The organism is uncultured Legionella sp. (genome assembly GCF_937871865.1).
GTDB lineage: Bacteria > Pseudomonadota > Gammaproteobacteria > Legionellales > Legionellaceae > Legionella.
In genome coordinates this window covers 1-16,923 of the sequence record NZ_CALMPD010000138.1, presented here as the reverse complement: position 1 = coordinate 16,923, position 16,923 = coordinate 1, and the positions used below count along the sequence as shown (strand labels likewise).

Below are 16,923 nucleotides of genomic sequence, written 5' to 3'. Positions count from 1 at the left end.
ACACCGTTACTGACGATGTTGGTGCCACCTCCACTGCGAATCTGGTGATTACCGTAACTGGCACTAATGATACGCCAGTAACAAGTGCTGTGATTCTTAATGAGATTAATGAGGATAGTGGACGATTAATTACTCAAGCAGAGTTACTGGCTCATGCTACTGACATAGATGATAATGCTTTATTAACTGTTACTCACCTTATTTCCAGCGGTAATGGTACATTACATGATAATGGGAATGGGACCTGGACTTATACTCCTGCTTTAAATGATGATACAGATGTTAGTTTTAGTTATACGATAACTGATGGATATACCAATATTGTTGGAACAGCATCCTTGGTTGTCAATGCAGTTGCAGATGTACCTACTTTGAATATTGGAAGTATTACTCCGCCTGATACTGGATTTATTAAATATACTTGGAATAATAGCTCAAATGCTAATTCATTAAACATTACTGCTAATGGAAATGGAGAAAATCCCAATACCTTACAATCAAAAATTGATAGCACGACTGTAGTGCCAACCAGCCAGTCCCTAGTAACCAATGTTGAATCGACTGGTAATACTTCTGTTGCTGTAGGAACAGCATCCTTACAAACTGGTTTTATTTATCTTGAAGCAGGTACAGCTTATAAATTTAGTGGTTATGGGGATGACAGTATTAAAATTACTGTCGGTACTACATTTTCTGTAGGAACAACTTGGGGCGCTGGGAATAGTGGCCAGTTTAGTAGCACGTTTACCCCAACTACCACAGGATTCTATGAGATTAAAATTTATCATAGTAATTCCGATGGTCCAGGAAACTATGATGTCAATTTAAATGATATTAATTTGAGTACTGCCAACTACGAGTTATATCAAAAAGTAACGGATATAACCGCAGGTGGAATACAATTAGGTCCATTAGATCCCGGTGGTTTTTATGCGGGGTTTAATTTGAATCATGGTAATGAAGACACTCCAATAGCGCTCAGTAAAATTACTGCTGCTTTGGTTGATACCGATGGTTCAGAAACTTTGCATATTGCTATTTCTGGCATTCCTTCTGGTGCTGTTTTAAGTGATGGCACTCACACATTCATTGCAAGTGCTGGAAATACCATTGCTGATGTCAGCGGATGGAATCTGAACACTCTTATTATTACTCCACCACAAGATTTCAATGGTACTTTTTCATTGCAAGTCACCGTAACCGCGACCGAAAGCTCTAATGGCAATTCTGCTAGCAATTTTGGAGTTATAAGTGTAGAAGTGTATCCAGTGAATGATGCAGCAGTGATCAGTGGTACTGCTAGTGGCTCCGTAACTGAAGCAGGTGGGGTGGACAATGCAACCGCCGGTACTTCCTCTGTTTCAGGTATTTTGACAGTTACTGATGTTGATGGCGGTCAAGCTGGTTTCCAAAACCCTGCTAATCTGGCAGGAGCGTACGGCACCTTTACTTTTAATGCAGGTACTGGGGCATGGACTTATACTTTGGATAACACCCGTGTTGCAACTCAGGCTTTGAAAGCCGGAGATGTAATGCATGACACGTTAACCGTGGCATCAATTGATGGTACTCAAAAAGTAATTGATGTAACCGTCAATGGTAGTAATGATGTTGCCGTAATAGGTTCGCCCACAGTCAGCACTGTTACTGAAGATGTGGGAGTTAATGGCAGTGGTAATTTAGTGGCGACAGGGTCTATTTCCATAAGTGATGTAGATACAGGTCAATCTGCTTTTAATACTACGGTGGCTAATGTAGGTACTCCTTTAGGTACCTTGGTTTTAGCAGCTAATGGCAGTTACACTTACAGTGTATCTAATGCAGCCACTCAAAGTTTGGGTGCAGGTCAAACAGCCACAGATTCCTTTGCCGTGACCAGTGTGGATGGTACTTCTAAGGTGGTTACGTTTACCATTAGCGGGGTGAATGATGCCGCGGTGATTGGTACTCCAAGTGTCAGCTCGGTTACTGAAGATGTGGGTGTTAATGGCAGTGGTAATTTAGTGGCGAGTGGTTCTATTTCCATTAGTGATGCAGACGCTGGTCAAGCACTCTTTAATACTACGGTGACCAATGTGGGTACTCCACTAGGTACTTTAGTGTTGGCCGCTAACGGCAGTTACACTTACAGTGTATCTAATGCTGCCACTCAAAGTTTAGGTGCAGGTCAAACCGCGACCGATTCCTTTACTGTGAGGAGCGTGGACGGTACTTCTAAAGTGGTTACGTTTACCATTAACGGGATGAATGATGCCGCGGTGATTGGTACTCCAAGTGTCAGCTCGGTTACTGAAGATGTGGGTGTTAATGGCAGTGGTAATTTAGTGGCGAGTGGTTCTATTTCCATTAGTGATGCAGACGCTGGCCAAGCACTCTTTAGTACTACGGTGACCAATGTGGGTACTCCACTAGGTGCTTTAGTTTTAGCAGCAAACGGCAGTTATACTTATACTGTATCTAATGCTGCAACTCAAAATTTGAGCGTTGGTCAAATTAAAACAGATTCTTTTATCATTAATAGTATGGATGGTACGTCAAAAACAATTACGTTTACCATTAATGGTACGAATGATGTACCGGTGGCTGTGAATGATTCTCTTTATGCGCAACAAGGTACATCTATAACTTATAGTGCCAATCAGTTGTTAGCAAATGATACAGATATTGATAGTTCTAATTTGACAATTGCAAGTGTAACCAGTGGAGTAGGGGGGACGGCAGTCCTTAATGCAAATGGTACGGTGACTTTTACTCCGAATTCCTCTTTTAATGGTAATGCAAACTTTACTTATACTGTTTCTGATGGCACGGGAATCTCTAACGCGGCAACAGTGAACGTGAACGTCGTTGGTGTTGCTGCTATATCTAGCCCTAGTGCATCTGAGGGTAATGCCTTGGTATATACAGTGAATTTGAGTTCTGCATCAAATGTCAGTACTACTTTTGCGTACTCAATAGGTGGCGGTACTGCAAGTTCTGGAGATTATTCAGCCCCAACATTTTCTAATGGAGTTACTTTAAGTAATGGTGTTTTGACTATTCCTGCAGGAGTTAGCAGTTTTACAGTCAATGTACCAGCCTTAAGCGATCTGTTAGTTGAATCAAATGAAACCGTGCCTCTTACTATTGGAAACACAACTGGTGTAGGCACTATAGTCGATAACACCATCGCTTCTACTTTGTCAATTAATGATGTTATTGTGAATGAAGCAGCAGGAACTGCGACGTTCACTGTAACGCTTTCTAGCCCATCACTGCAAACTGTTACTGTTAGCTATAATACCAGCAGTGGTACTGCTACTGCGAATAGTGACTTTTCTTCAGTGAATGGTACATTAACCTTTCCTCCCGGGGTTACTACTCAAACGATTATAGTACCCATAGTAAATGACATTACTTATGAAGGAAATGAAACATTTAATGTCAATTTAAGTAATGCTGCTAATGCGACCATTGCGAATGGCATTGGTACTGGAACGATCGTTGATAATGATGCACCTCCAGAAGTCAGTTCAATTTCTAATGCCTCAGTCAGCGAAGGAAGTAATTTAATTTTTACCGTTAATTTGGTAACTGCTGCGGCTTTACCAGCGACGTACCCCTTTAGTTTAGGTGGAGGTACTGCAACTGCTGGCAGCGATTACAGTACAACACCTGTTTTTAGCAACGGTGTTACTTTAAGTAATGGTGTTTTAACAGTACCTGCTGGGGTCACAAGCTTTACAGTTACTATTCCGACGATTGATGATGCGCTCAGGGAAGACAGTGAGACCGTTTCTTTGACTGTTGGAACAAGAACTGCGACAGGCACGATTAATGATAATGATCCGGTTCCACAGGTAACCATTAATGATGTATCTGTGAATGAGGCAGCAGGCACTGCGACGTTTACGGTGAGTTTATCCAGTGCTTCCGGCCAAACCGTGACAGTGGGCTACAATACCAATGGTGGCACAGCTACTGCAGGCACTGATTATACGGTAGTTAATGGCACCTTAACTTTTGCTCCCGGTGTGACCACTCAAATCATTACCGTTCCCATAACGAATGATGCGTTATATGAAAGTAATGAAACATTTAATGTGAATTTGACCAGTGCGAATAATGCAAGTATTTCAAAAAGTGTAGGTCAGGGCACTATTGTTAATGACGATGCCATGCCTGGTTTGAGTATCAATAACGTAAACGTTAACGAAGATGCAGGAACAGCAACGTTTACGGTAACACTTTCTGCTGCTTCTGGTTTGCCTGTTACGGTCAGTTACAATACCAGTAATGGTAGTGCCATGTCGGGTAGTGATTACAGTGCAACCAATGGCAATTTAACTTTTGCCCCTGGAGAGCTGACGAAAACCATAATAATCCAAATTACTAATGACATTACTTATGAAGGAAATGAAACATTTAATGTCAATTTAAGTAATGCTGCTAATGCGACCATTGCGAATGGCATTGGTACTGGAACGATCGTTGATAATGATGCACCTCCAGAAGTCAGTTCAATTTCTAATGCCTCAGTCAGCGAAGGAAGTAATTTAATTTTTACCGTTAATTTGGTAACTGCTGCGGCTTTACCAGCGACGTACCCCTTTAGTTTAGGTGGAGGTACTGCAACTGCTGGCAGCGATTACAGTACAACACCTGTTTTTAGCAACGGTGTTACTTTAAGTAATGGTGTTTTAACAGTACCTGCTGGGGTCACAAGCTTTACAGTTACTATTCCGACGATTGATGATGCGCTCAGGGAAGACAGTGAGACCGTTTCTTTGACTGTTGGAACAAGAACTGCGACAGGCACGATTAATGATAATGATCCGGTTCCACAGGTAACCATTAATGATGTATCTGTGAATGAGGCAGCAGGCACTGCGACGTTTACGGTGAGTTTATCCAGTGCTTCCGGCCAAACCGTGACAGTGGGCTACAATACCAATGGTGGCACAGCTACTGCAGGCACTGATTATACGGTAGTTAATGGCACCTTAACTTTTGCTCCCGGTGTGACCACTCAAATCATTACCGTTCCCATAACGAATGATGCGTTATATGAAAGTAATGAAACATTTAATGTGAATTTGACCAGTGCGAATAATGCAAGTATTTCAAAAAGTGTAGGTCAGGGCACTATTGTTAATGACGATGCCATGCCTGGTTTGAGTATCAATAACGTAAACGTTAACGAAGATGCAGGAACAGCAACGTTTACGGTAACACTTTCTGCTGCTTCTGGTTTGCCTGTTACGGTCAGTTACAATACCAGTAATGGTAGTGCCATGTCGGGTAGTGATTACAGTGCAACCAATGGCAATTTAACTTTTGCCCCTGGAGAGCTGACGAAAACTATTACGGTTCAAATTACTAATGATTCTGTATTTGAAGGGAATGAATCATTTAACGTCAATTTAAGTAATGCTACTAATGCGACGATTACAACCAGCGTGGGTGTTGGAACTATACTTGCTAATGATTTCCCAATTATTACATTGAATGCCGATGTGGTGAGTGTAAATGAAGATAATGTAAGTACAGGAAATGTTTTATCTAATGACAGTTCTACTTTATCTCTTACTGTCACCTCATTTTCAGTGGCAGGGGTAAGTGGCACCTTTAATGCCGGATCTTTAGCAACAATTCCTAATGTGGGGACCTTAACTCTTGGTGCTAATGGAGGATATACCTTTACACCAATAACCAATTACAATGGTTCGGTACCTCAGATTACTTACAATGTAACCGATGGTAACTCTACCGCAAGTTCAAGTTTGAAGATTACTGTCAACCCAGTTAATGATGCTCCTGTCGCAGTGAACGACACCATTCATTTATCTCCAAGCATCACACTGTCTGGATTATCCGCTGAATTTTATAATTATAATGAAAGCAGCAGCGGTGGCAATTTGACAAATCTTACTCAAGTTGAGGCCTATATTAATGTGAATAATCCAAATGCGACTTTTACCTCTACTGTTTTGAATTATGCACAAAGTACTGGAGATCTGGGAGGTACTGGTAAGTTGGCTAGTTGGATAAGTGGAAATAGTTCCAATCTTGTCTTCTATAATCAACAATCAACTGGTGACGCAATTGTTAAATTTGAAGGCAATGTTACTTTAGCTGCTGGAACTTATAATTTCAGGGTAACTGCTGATGACGGTTATACCATACGGATTGATGGCGTGGTAGTTGCCCAGGTTAACGCGAACCAATCTCCAGCAACGACTACTCATGCAAGCTTTAATATTACTACTGGTGGATCTCATGATATCGAAATCATCTATTGGGATCAGGGTGGTGATTTTGTGTTTAAACCCGAGATCAGAATGGGCTCTGGAGCTTATTCCTACCTTGGTCAATCTGCATTTCCAACAAATTATCAATCAGGAGTCGAAGGCGGTAGTTATGTATATCAAGTGAGTGTTGCTGATTTGCTTGCAAACGATACTGACATTGATACTGCCCGCGCCAATTTGCAAATTACCGGTGTTTCCAATCCCTCTGACGGAGGTACTGTTACTTTAAGTAATGGTATTATTACGTTTACTGCACCACCTAATTTTGATGGACAGGCAACCTTTACCTATACCCTCTCTGATGGAGCTGGTGGCATTTCTTCTGCTGTAGTAACTGTTGTTGATGACAGACCTCTCGTGGATGTTCAAAATGGAATGCTCTCAAATGCTTCAGGAAATAGCGTAGTGGGTACGCTCGTTGATTTTGGGGCCGATTCAGTGGGCAGCAGCATTATTTTAAATGGTACTCCGCCAGCTAATTTAAGTTCTGGCGGTGTTCCTGTGACTTATGTGTATTCAGGCAATACTATTATCGGAATGGCAGGTACAAATACTGTATTTACATTAATTGCGGATGCGCAAGGAAATTATAAATTTGATTTAATCCGTCCTTTGGATCCGTTAGCAATTAATTACACTCCTAGTGGTATTACAGGCTCAACCAGCAATGCAGCAGCGTATTATGTGAATGCTGCTACAGGCTCTATTTCAACAGCTGCCGGTACCGATTGGGCCATGCAAATTACAGCGAGTTCAGGGAATGTAAGTCGAACTAATTCGGGCTTGGGTGTTCAGAGTGGCAGTAGTACTAATATCGATTTTAATGAAAAATTAATCTTTAATTTTGATAATGAAATGAGCAGCCGATTCGCTGATCCAGGGCTTTCAGCTAATATCACATTAGCGCGTGTTGGCAGTGGAACCTATAATTATACTTTGGAAGTGAAATATACAGATGGTTCTACAAGTACTGTTAGCGGCACAAGTTCTAGTGCCTCGCAATTGGTTACTATAGCACCAGATCCTTCTGGAAAAGTAATTAGTGAAATAGTTCTCACAAATCCTAATACCAGTATTAATTTAAGAGTGTCTGCATTGGATTTTAAAGTGCTCGCTGATACTACTGAATTTACTCCAACAATTACTAATCTTTTACCAATAAACAGTAGCCAATATTATGTTAATGCGACTACTGGAGGAATTTCATCTACGGCTGGTTCAGATTGGGCGATGAAAATTACAGGAACTTCATCTTCCGGAACCAGTACTAATGTTCATGCAAATAGTGTGGGATTAGGTGTAGGAGCTTCAGGAGATGGACTGCTTTCTGCAGGAAATATTGGAGCAAGTGAGAAAATTAAATTTGATTTTGACAACTCCGGAGCTTCTGGCTCATTACAATTAGGTAACTCTTTGGCGCTGACCTTGGCCAGGCAAAGTGGTGCTGCATATAGATACGACTGGATAGTAATGTTTACAGATGGTTCCAGTATCACCGGAACTAGCGGATTATTAAATACAGCTGATTCACAAACATTGGTTATCAGACCTAGCGGAGAGAATAAAGCAATTGATTATGTTGAAGTAACCAATAGCAGCGGAGCAAATGAAACTGGAGCATTTAGGATTACTTCCCTCAATTTTGATGTGCATAATAATACTGATTTACAGTTTACTTTTAATGCAACGGATGGAGATGGAGATCAAATCAGCGGTAATTTGAATGTTACTGTCGCTAGTTCCGACATCATGGGAACAAGCCTTAGTGAAACACTTCATGGTGACAGTCATGATAATGTGATTTATGGTGGTGCTGGCGATGATCTTATCTATGGTGGCGATGGTAATGACACTATCTATGGTGGTGATGGCAACGATTTTATTTATGGCGACGCTGGTGACGATTTAATTTTTGGTCAAATTGGTGATGACTATCTCTTTGGTGGTGATGGCAATGACATCCTTCATGGTGGTTTAGGTAATGATGTTATTGATGGCGGTCAGGGAAATGATGTGATGACCGGTGGAGGCGGACAAGATATCTTTGTTTTTGACAAAGCAGATATTGGCAGTATTCCTGCAATAGATACTATTACTGATTTTAAATTAAATTTGAATGGTGATGCTTCTGCTGACAAGAGTATTCTTGATCTGACTGATCTGTTTAAAGACTCGACCCTAAGCGGAGACTCTCTGGATAGTTTGCTCCAAATCAGTACGGTTCATAATGAAACAACGAATCAAATAGATACAGTGATTAAAACTGATCCAACTGGAAGTGGGCAATTTAATACATCTCCTGAAACCATTGTATTAAGCGGTGTGGATGTCGCATCGGCTTACGGTACTTCTGATTCGGGTCAGCTTTTAACTCAGATGTTGGCAGCTAATGTAATCGTTATGGGTCATTAAAAAATAAAAAACTCTGCAGGTGAACAACATGCAGAGTTTTTCACTTTTAGTTCTAATTAAATCTCCTCGCGTAGCTTTTCTACCTGCTATATACTTCCTGAAATAAAAAACGATGGAGGACTTCCAATGTCAGAGCCCTATATTCTGGTTCTATATTATTCTCGAACCGGATCAACCGCCCAGTTGGCGCAATATATTGCCAGAGGTGTCGAACGTGTTGCTGGAATTGAAGCACGAATACGTACAGTTCCTCCGGTTTCAACAACCTGCGAAGCTGTTGATAGCTCTGTGCCCGATAATGGCGCTCCTTATGCAACTTTAGATGATTTACGCCAATGTTCAGGCCTTGCCCTAGGCAGTCCTACCCGTTTTGGTAATATGGCCGCTCCTTTAAAATATTTTCTGGATGGAACTTCAGCATTATGGCTAGGTGGTGACTTGGTGGATAAACCAGCTTGTGTCTTTTCTTCTTCAGCCAGTATGCATGGTGGGCAGGAAAGTACTTTGATTTCCATGATGTTGCCTTTGTTGCATCATGGAATGATTCTCATGGGAGTACCCTATACCGAACCAGCTCTTAATACCACCATATCGGGTGGAACTCCTTATGGCGTCACTCATGTATCAGGAGTCACTAATGATCAGCCTGTCAGTGACGATGAAATGACCTTGGCTCGAGGATTGGGTGAACGATTAGGTCGAATTGCTTTGAAATTATAGTAGATTTATCGAGAGCTCTTTTTTGAACGTAAAGAGTTCTTTGATAAAGTGATGAGAGGGTTAGAACAATATGAAGGTTATCAGCTTTAACGCTAATGGCATACGTGCGTCGGCACGTAATGGATTTTATGAATGGCTTGCCGTACAGGATGCTGACTTTGTTTGTATTCAGGAAACTAAAGCTCAGGTTGAGCAGTTGTTACCTGAAGAACTGTATTATCCCCGTGATTATTTTTGTGATTATTATGATGCGCATAAAAAAGGGTACAGTGGTGTTGCTATTTACGCTCGCCATAAACCTGTTCGAGTGGTGAAGGGGATGGGATTTGAGAGTTGTGATACCGAGGGGCGCTACATTCAATTTGATTACCCCAAATTAAGTGTCATTTCACTTTACTTACCCTCAGGTACAAGTGGTGATGGGCGTCAGCTGGTTAAATATGACTTTTTGGAACAGTTTGCCAAGCATTTAATAAATTTAAAGAATGAAGGAAGGGAATTGATTATTTGTGGTGATTACAACATTGCTCACAAAAAAATTGATTTGAAAAACTGGCGTGGAAACCAAAAAAATTCAGGCTTTTTGCCAGAAGAGCGTGCCTGGATGGATGAATTATTTGGTTCCATGGGGTTTGTTGATGCATTTCGTGTCCATAACCAGGAAGAGGAACAATACACCTGGTGGTCTTACCGAAGCCGCGCCTGGGAAAAAAATGTAGGGTGGAGAATTGACTATCAGGTTGTTACTCCTGGACTTACAGAACATGTGACTGACAGTCGAATTTTTCGTGAAGCACGGTTATCTGATCATGCTCCATTATTAATTGAATATAAAGGAGATTGGTGTGTTTAAGCTGGCTAGTTGGAACGTAAATTCACTAAAAGTCAGATTCGATCAGGTTATTCAATGGTTAGAATCTTCTCAGGTAGATGTTTTGGCGATGCAGGAAACCAAATTAATTGATGAGCATTTTCCTGCAACAGCATTTATCGAGAGCGGTTATCATGTGGTGTATGCCGGACAAAAAACATATAACGGTGTTGCTGTAGTAAGCCGCCATCCAATATCAGACGTAATAACCGATATTTCAGGTTTGGACGATCCTCAGCGCCGTATTTTGGCGGTGACTGTTGCGGGTATCCGGATAATCAATTTGTACGTCCCCAATGGAGCTGATCTTACTTCGGACAAATATGTATATAAGCTGGATTGGCTGCAGAAAGTTACTGCATTTATTCAGCAGCAAATGAGTATTTATCCAAAAGTTGCCGTTGTTGGCGATTTCAATATTGCTCCTGAAGACCGGGATGTTCATGATCCTGTTGAATGGGAGGGTTGTATATTAGTTAGTCCGGCTGAAAGAGAGGCTTTTTCGGGGCTTTTGAATCTGGGTTTGCATGATAGTTTTAGAAATTTTGAACAGGAAGAAAAACTATTCAGTTGGTGGGATTATCGTGCTGCGGGTTTTAGACGAAATAGAGGATTACGGATTGATCACCTATTACTCAGTACTGAATTAAATCAATTATGCCGACAGTCTAAAATTGATAAAGAACCGAGAAAAGCAGAGCGACCATCAGACCATGCGCCTGTCTGGGTTGAGCTGGATTTGTAATGCTGGCATCCGGGCAACTTTTTGATTTTCTCCGTATTGTCGTGGTGTGCTATAATTGATCAGTTAATCGCATTGAAAGAGAATTATAAGATCCAGGCAATGCTGTTTACGAAGTAGCGGAATCGAATTTACAGATCAATTTTAAATGATTTTAATCCATTGCGTTCATAAAAAATTGATTTATAGATTTAACTCTGCTATTGTTTTGCGTCATTTGTGTAGAGTATGGTGCTTGGCGACACGTCCAGGTGGCGATACTCATTTAGAACTATTAAGAGAGTAGTATTATGAAAGCATCTGTTCATCCTGATTATACAACAGTAAAAGTTACTTGCAGTTGCGGTGAAGTGTTTGAGACTCGTTCCACGTTATGTAAAGATTTGAGCATTGAAGTATGTTCACAATGCCATCCTTTTTATACTGGAAAGCAAAAGCTGGTTGATACTGGTGGACGTGTTCAGAAATTCCGTGATCGTTATAATATGCGTAAAACAGCAGCTAAAGAATAATTAAGCTGCTTGTTGGTTAATTTGTAATAAAGGCACAGTTTAAATGTGCCTTTTTAGTAATATGTATTAAGAACTTGATATTGTAAGATTTTTAATACGGATGGTCTGATATTAGAGGTAAGCACTTTGGATAATGACGTATTAAAGCAGCGTGCATTGGACTATCATGAATTTCCCATTCCGGGAAAGCTTGGTGTTCATGTAACAAAATCAACTAGTTCACAAGATGATTTGTGTTTAGCCTATACACCTGGGGTAGCTGCGCCAGTATTAGCTATAGAAGAAACTCCTGCAGATGCTTATCGCTATACCAATAAAGGTAATCTCGTTGCTGTTATGACCAATGGCACAGCGGTTCTGGGTTTGGGGGATGTAGGTCCTTTAGCCAGTAAGCCTGTTATGGAAGGTAAAGCTGTATTGTTTAAACAATTTGCTGATCTTGATGTATTCGATATTGAGATTGATGCAGATGATCCCCAAGCGTTTATTGCTACAGCAAAGAGCATTGCACCAACTTTTGGTGGTATCAACCTGGAGGACATCAAAGCACCAGAATGTTTTGAAATAGAGCAGGCTTTGATTGAGCAACTTAATATTCCCGTATTTCATGACGATCAGCATGGTACTGCAATTGTGGTTGCTGCAGGTCTTTTAAATGCTCTTGAACTACAAGATAAAAAATTATCAGATGTTCGAATCGTCTGTATTGGAGCTGGCGCTGCAGGTATTGCTTCTATGAGGCTTCTGGTCGCTTTGGGCGCAGATAAAAAGAATATGCTGTTGCTGGACACCAAAGGTGTTATTCATTCTGGCAGAGAAGATCTAAACGCTTATAAATTTGCGTTTGCAAGAACGACCGATTGCCGGACACTTGAAGATGCTTTGACTGATGCTGATGTATTTATTGGAGTTGCCAAGCCAGATCTGTTGAATGCAGATTTATTAAATCTGATGGCACCCAAGCCAGTTATTTTTGCATTATCAAATCCTGATCCTGAAATTCGCCCAGAGATTGCGCATAAGGTGCGTGATGATCTGATTATCGCTACAGGGCGTAGTGATTATCCTAATCAGGTTAATAATGTATTATGCTTTCCCTATATTTTTAGAGGTGCATTAGATGTTCGCGCTACGTGTATTAATCAGGCCATGCAGATTGCTGCTGTTGAGGCAATTCGCCAGTTGGTGCATGAAGCTGTACCTCAGGTAGTAAAGGATAATTACCCTGGAGTTAGAAATTGGGAATTTGGTCCAGACTACATCATTCCCAAACCCATAGACCCCCGGTTGAAAGAAAGAGTTCCTGCTGCTGTTGCTAAAGCGGCAATAGCCAGTGGTGTCGTCAATCAAAAAGATAATTTAAAGTAATTAGAGTCGCAGGTAACCCCTTCTATTAGGGGTGTTTGCTCGTGCTTAACCCTATCGTTAAGGAGATAACTTTGCATTCAGACAAACGTAATTATTACACATTTATAGGATGGTTTATTTGTGGGCTAGGAGCTGTATTTTACAGTTATGAATATTTGTTGCGCATAGCACCTAGTGTCATGGAGGAGTCATTACGTAGTCATTTTAATTTATCCGCTTCAGGATTTGGCTTTCTCTCATCTATATATTATTTCGCCTACGTTCCCATGCAACTTCCAGTTGGGGTATTGCTGGATCGATACGGCCCCAAACGTCTACTTACTATTGCATGTTTCATTTGCGTTGTGGGTACTTTCCTGTTTACAGCAACGTCAGTATTTTGGGTGGCAGCACTTGGACGATTTTTAGTTGGATTTGGTTCTGCGTTCGCCTTCGTTGGGGTATTGAAACTGGCTACTATCTGGCTACCTGAAGACAGACTGGCTATGGTTTCTGGTATGACGTCAGCATTGGGCCCTATAGGTGCCATGCTGGGTGATAATTTTTTAGAGTATTTTGTTCACCATATGGGTTGGATTAAAACTTTAAATATTACTGCTTTTTTTGGAATAGGTTTGACCATCGTTTTATGGTTTGGAATACATGATAGAAAGGGACATCACCGGAATAGCGGCACTGTTACCAGCTTTAAAAAAGGAATGATTGATCTTGGTATCATCATTAGAAACAAGCAAATCTGGGTTAATGGCATGTATGGTTGCCTGGTATATTTACCTACTACCGTTTTTGCTGAGTTATGGGGTATTCCTTATTTAAGGCATGCACATGGATTAACTGCTCAGGGAGCGGGCTTAGCTAATTCGCTGCTCTTCTTGGGCTTTATTCTGGGTGCTCCACTGATGGGGTATATTTCAGATAAATTACATCGCCGTAAATTCCCTATGCTAATTGGCGCTGGTGGTGCTGCAATTGTCATGATGATGATTTTATATCTGCCTGGCTTAACTGAATCAAACATTCAATCTCTCATGTTTTTGTTAGGATTGTTATACAGTTCTCAGGCTATTGTTTTTGCTGTGGGTAGAGAATTAAGTCCTGGTGAAGCTGCCGGTACTGCTATGGCAGTTACTAACATGATAGTTATGTTAGGAGCGATGTTATTGCAACCATTAGTCGGACATTTACTGGATTTCAGTCTCTCCGCTCATATTGGCGATGCTGCGGTTACGAGTGCGGCTGTAGATAATTTACAGAAGTTATACACTGTGGATGATTATCAATTTGCTTTGTCTATAATTCCGTTAGGCATCTTGATTGCTGCTATATTAACCTTCTTTTTGAAGGAAACTCACGCTCATGCTCACAAATAATATGATGAATAAAAAACAAACAATGTTCGGTATTCTGGTCTGTTTTGTTGGTGCTCTATTTTACTGCTACGAGTTTATTCTTCGGATTATTCCTGGAGCATTACAAAGTGAGTTGAGTGCTGCTCTAGGACACATTTCAGCAACCACTTTCGGCCAAATATCTGCATTATATTATTTTGCCTATTCTCCTATGCAGATGCCTGTGGGAATGTTAATGGACCGATTTGGCCCCAGACGATTACTAACTTTTGCTTGCCTGTGCTGTACCTTAGGTTCCTGGATGTTTACTTTAACTTCATCCATGTTTCTGGTGGGCTCTGGCCGGTTTTTAGTGGGCTTTGGTTCTTCATTTGCCTTCGTTGGGGTTTTATCGCTTGCTTTACATTGGCTTCCTCGTCGGTATTTCTCATTAGTCGCAGGCTTAATCACGACCTTGGGTATGCTCGGTCTGGTTTTTGGTGAGGTAAAAATCACTGAATGGTCAATGATTATTGGTTGGGAGCAGGTATTACTGGGAATCGCTCTTATAGGTTCTGTACTTAGCGTGGTGGTATGGCTTGTAGTCAGAGATGGCCCAGTAGGCTTTCAGCCCAATAAATACCCATTACCTGAATTCTTTCATAATGTATTGAAAGTATTAATGTCTCCTGAAGTTTGGTTGATTGGTTTTGTGGGGGCTTGTTTATATACTTCATTGTCTGTTTTTGGTGAATTGTGGGGCAAAACGTACCTGGAGCAAGCGCATAATTTAACCAAAGTGGAAGCTGCTCGAACTGTATCTGCTGTCTTTCTGGGCTGGGCCGTAGGTGCTCCCATAGCTGGCTACATCTCAGACACAACTGGAAAAAGGGTTTTGCCACTGGTTATTGGTGCAATACTGGCTTTGATCTGTATTAGTCTGGTGTTGTATTTACCAGGGCTATCTTATCGCAGTTTAAATATTCTGTTGTTTTTATATGGAGTATTTAGTGCTACAGAAATTATTGTCTTCATTATGGCCAAAGAGTGTAGTGGAGCAAAATTATCTGGAACAGTGTTTGCAGTGACTAATATGATAGTGACTTTAGGCGGAGTGATATTCCAGCCTTTAGTGGGTAAGTTGTTGGATTCTTTTGGTGACAGTGGCATAGTTCACGGTGAACATATATATACTGTAGTGGATTATCAGGTTGCGTTGTCCATACTGCCAATTTCATTATTATTAGTAACCATTTTAGCATTTTTCATTAAAGATCATCCTGTTTCTTCTTAAAACATAATGTCTTAATGAGTCTAAAAGCTAGGCAGAATACCATTTTTTGTCTAGCTATCCTTTGCTGGGCTTCACAAGTTTAGCCTGGCAGGTTTTCATCGAAGCCTACTCAACATCAGCCATACGTTATGGTTTATATAAATAATTAACTTGACTCTATTTCCTTAAGTGTATATTTTTTCAGAACAATGGAAAAATATTAAGACGAATATTGAAATCACGCGCAGCCAGGATGTAATTTATTCACAATTTTCATCCCTGTTTATTGATTTTCATGGAGGAATTAAATGAAAGGTAAAAATGATAAAATACTTCAACCAATACAATCGTTAGAAACGAATATAGAAGAGAATCTGTCCCGCGAAGAGATAGAGCCTTTACTGAATAAATATGCTCTGGAAGGGCAGTTTGCTACTTTATATCGTTTAATCACAAAGATATATGACAGAAAACAAATTGCGAAGATATGTGGTTACGATTCTCCAAGATACAGTGATAGCTTAAATAATTATTTTCGTTGTGACGCTTTAATTTGGGCAATTGCTTTTGGACATGCAAATGTAGTTACTAATTATTTAGATATTAATTCTCTCGAACCCTCTATTTTGGAGTTGGCTTTCTATCTTGCTGTTATAAAGAAGCAAGCACTTATCGTCGAACTTTTACTTGATGATGATCGTTTAGATGTTACTAATATGGAGAGCTTTAATGATTGTTTTTCAATAGCTATTAGACTAAATGATTTAGCAACAATAAGGTGTTTGCTTCAAGATGATAGACTAAAACTGAATACAGGAAAAGGATTTGTCTTGGCTTGCGGATTAGGGCATGTTGAGCTGGTTAATTTATTTAATCCTAGCCGTTGTATTCAGCGAAAAACTATTGATGATTTACAAACTGGTTGGCAGATAGCCTTAAAATATAAGCAAATGGAAGTGCTAAAAATATTACTTGAGAACGACTCTATTGATCCCAATAAGGTACTTCTAGAAGCCTCAAAAATTGGTTATTCTGAACTAGTTGAATATTTATTAAAGAATAATAGGCAAATAAATCCAGGAACGCAACGAAGTAGGTCTCTACATTTTGCTATTGAATATGGTCATTTAAAGGTAGTTCAACTTCTTTTAGACGATGGGCGTGCTCAGCCACAAGCCTTGGGCAATATGGCTATTCGAATTGCCACAGAAAAGGGGGGAGTGAAATCATATGTTGTTTATTAGCTGATCCAAGGGTACGGCCTGAGGCAAGGAAGAGTGAGGCAATGCGCAATGCGGTGAATAATTACCATTTAGAGGTTATTCGGTTATTAATGGCTCGTTCAGAGGCAGATCTTAATGTTCTCGTAAAATGTGCAGCGAATTATAAACATCCTAAAAACAGCAT

General features: G+C 40.5%; 9 protein-coding genes. All 9 read left to right on the top strand.

Annotation, left to right across the window (positions count from 1 at the left end):
• Window positions 1-44 precede the first annotated feature (44 nt).
• The 9 genes from Q0495_RS07310 to Q0495_RS07270 all read left to right on the top strand — a co-directional run bounded on the left by Q0495_RS07310 (window position 45) and on the right by Q0495_RS07270 (window position 16,760).
• Window positions 45-8,702: a Calx-beta domain-containing protein gene (locus Q0495_RS07310; RefSeq protein WP_298624524.1), complete on the top strand. Its 8,658-nt coding sequence runs from the start codon at window positions 45-47 to the stop codon at window positions 8,700-8,702.
• Between the two features lie 126 nt (window positions 8,703-8,828).
• A complete protein-coding gene (gene wrbA, locus Q0495_RS07305; RefSeq protein ID WP_298624522.1) occupies window positions 8,829-9,422 on the top strand; it encodes an NAD(P)H:quinone oxidoreductase in 594 nt (197 codons plus the stop codon).
• Between the two features lie 70 nt (window positions 9,423-9,492).
• Complete coding sequence (locus Q0495_RS07300; RefSeq protein WP_298624520.1) at window positions 9,493-10,275, top strand: exodeoxyribonuclease III; 783 nt, start codon at window positions 9,493-9,495, stop codon at window positions 10,273-10,275.
• Window positions 10,268-11,038, top strand: coding sequence for an exodeoxyribonuclease III (gene xth, locus Q0495_RS07295; protein WP_298624518.1), 771 nt, complete (start codon window positions 10,268-10,270; stop codon window positions 11,036-11,038). Before Q0495_RS07300 ends, xth begins: the two co-directional genes overlap by 8 nt.
• Window positions 11,039-11,325: 287 nt before the next feature.
• Complete coding sequence (rpmE, locus tag Q0495_RS07290) at window positions 11,326-11,547, top strand: 50S ribosomal protein L31 (RefSeq protein ID WP_298624516.1); 222 nt, start codon at window positions 11,326-11,328, stop codon at window positions 11,545-11,547.
• Between the two features lie 126 nt (window positions 11,548-11,673).
• On the top strand, window positions 11,674-12,915 hold the full coding sequence (locus tag Q0495_RS07285; protein ID WP_298624514.1) for a malic enzyme-like NAD(P)-binding protein: 1,242 nt from the start codon (window positions 11,674-11,676) through the stop codon (window positions 12,913-12,915).
• A 71-nt stretch (window positions 12,916-12,986) separates the two neighbouring features.
• The gene (locus Q0495_RS07280) at window positions 12,987-14,285 is read left to right on the top strand and encodes an MFS transporter (protein WP_298624512.1); all 1,299 of its coding nucleotides are present in this window, start codon (window positions 12,987-12,989) and stop codon (window positions 14,283-14,285) included.
• Window positions 14,272-15,537 (top strand): MFS transporter, encoded by a 1,266-nt coding sequence (locus Q0495_RS07275; protein ID WP_298624510.1) that lies wholly within the window; start codon window positions 14,272-14,274, stop codon window positions 15,535-15,537. The genes Q0495_RS07280 and Q0495_RS07275 overlap by 14 nt, the downstream gene beginning before the upstream one ends.
• 287 nt (window positions 15,538-15,824) lie before the next feature.
• A complete protein-coding gene (locus Q0495_RS07270; RefSeq protein ID WP_298624508.1) occupies window positions 15,825-16,760 on the top strand; it encodes an ankyrin repeat domain-containing protein in 936 nt (311 codons plus the stop codon).
• Window positions 16,761-16,923: the final 163 nt, after the last annotated feature.

What these genes read in the sequence shown, in the direction of transcription:
- rpmE (WP_298624516.1), top strand. Translation starts at nt 11,326, where the DNA reads ATGAAAGCATCTGTTCATCCTGATTATACAACAGTAAAAGTTACTTGC.
- Q0495_RS07270 (WP_298624508.1), top strand. Translation starts at nt 15,825, where the DNA reads ATGAAAGGTAAAAATGATAAAATACTTCAACCAATACAATCGTTAGAA.
- Q0495_RS07300 (WP_298624520.1), top strand. Translation starts at nt 9,493, where the DNA reads ATGAAGGTTATCAGCTTTAACGCTAATGGCATACGTGCGTCGGCACGT.
- Q0495_RS07275 (WP_298624510.1), top strand. Translation starts at nt 14,272, where the DNA reads ATGCTCACAAATAATATGATGAATAAAAAACAAACAATGTTCGGTATT.
- wrbA (WP_298624522.1), top strand. Translation starts at nt 8,829, where the DNA reads ATGTCAGAGCCCTATATTCTGGTTCTATATTATTCTCGAACCGGATCA.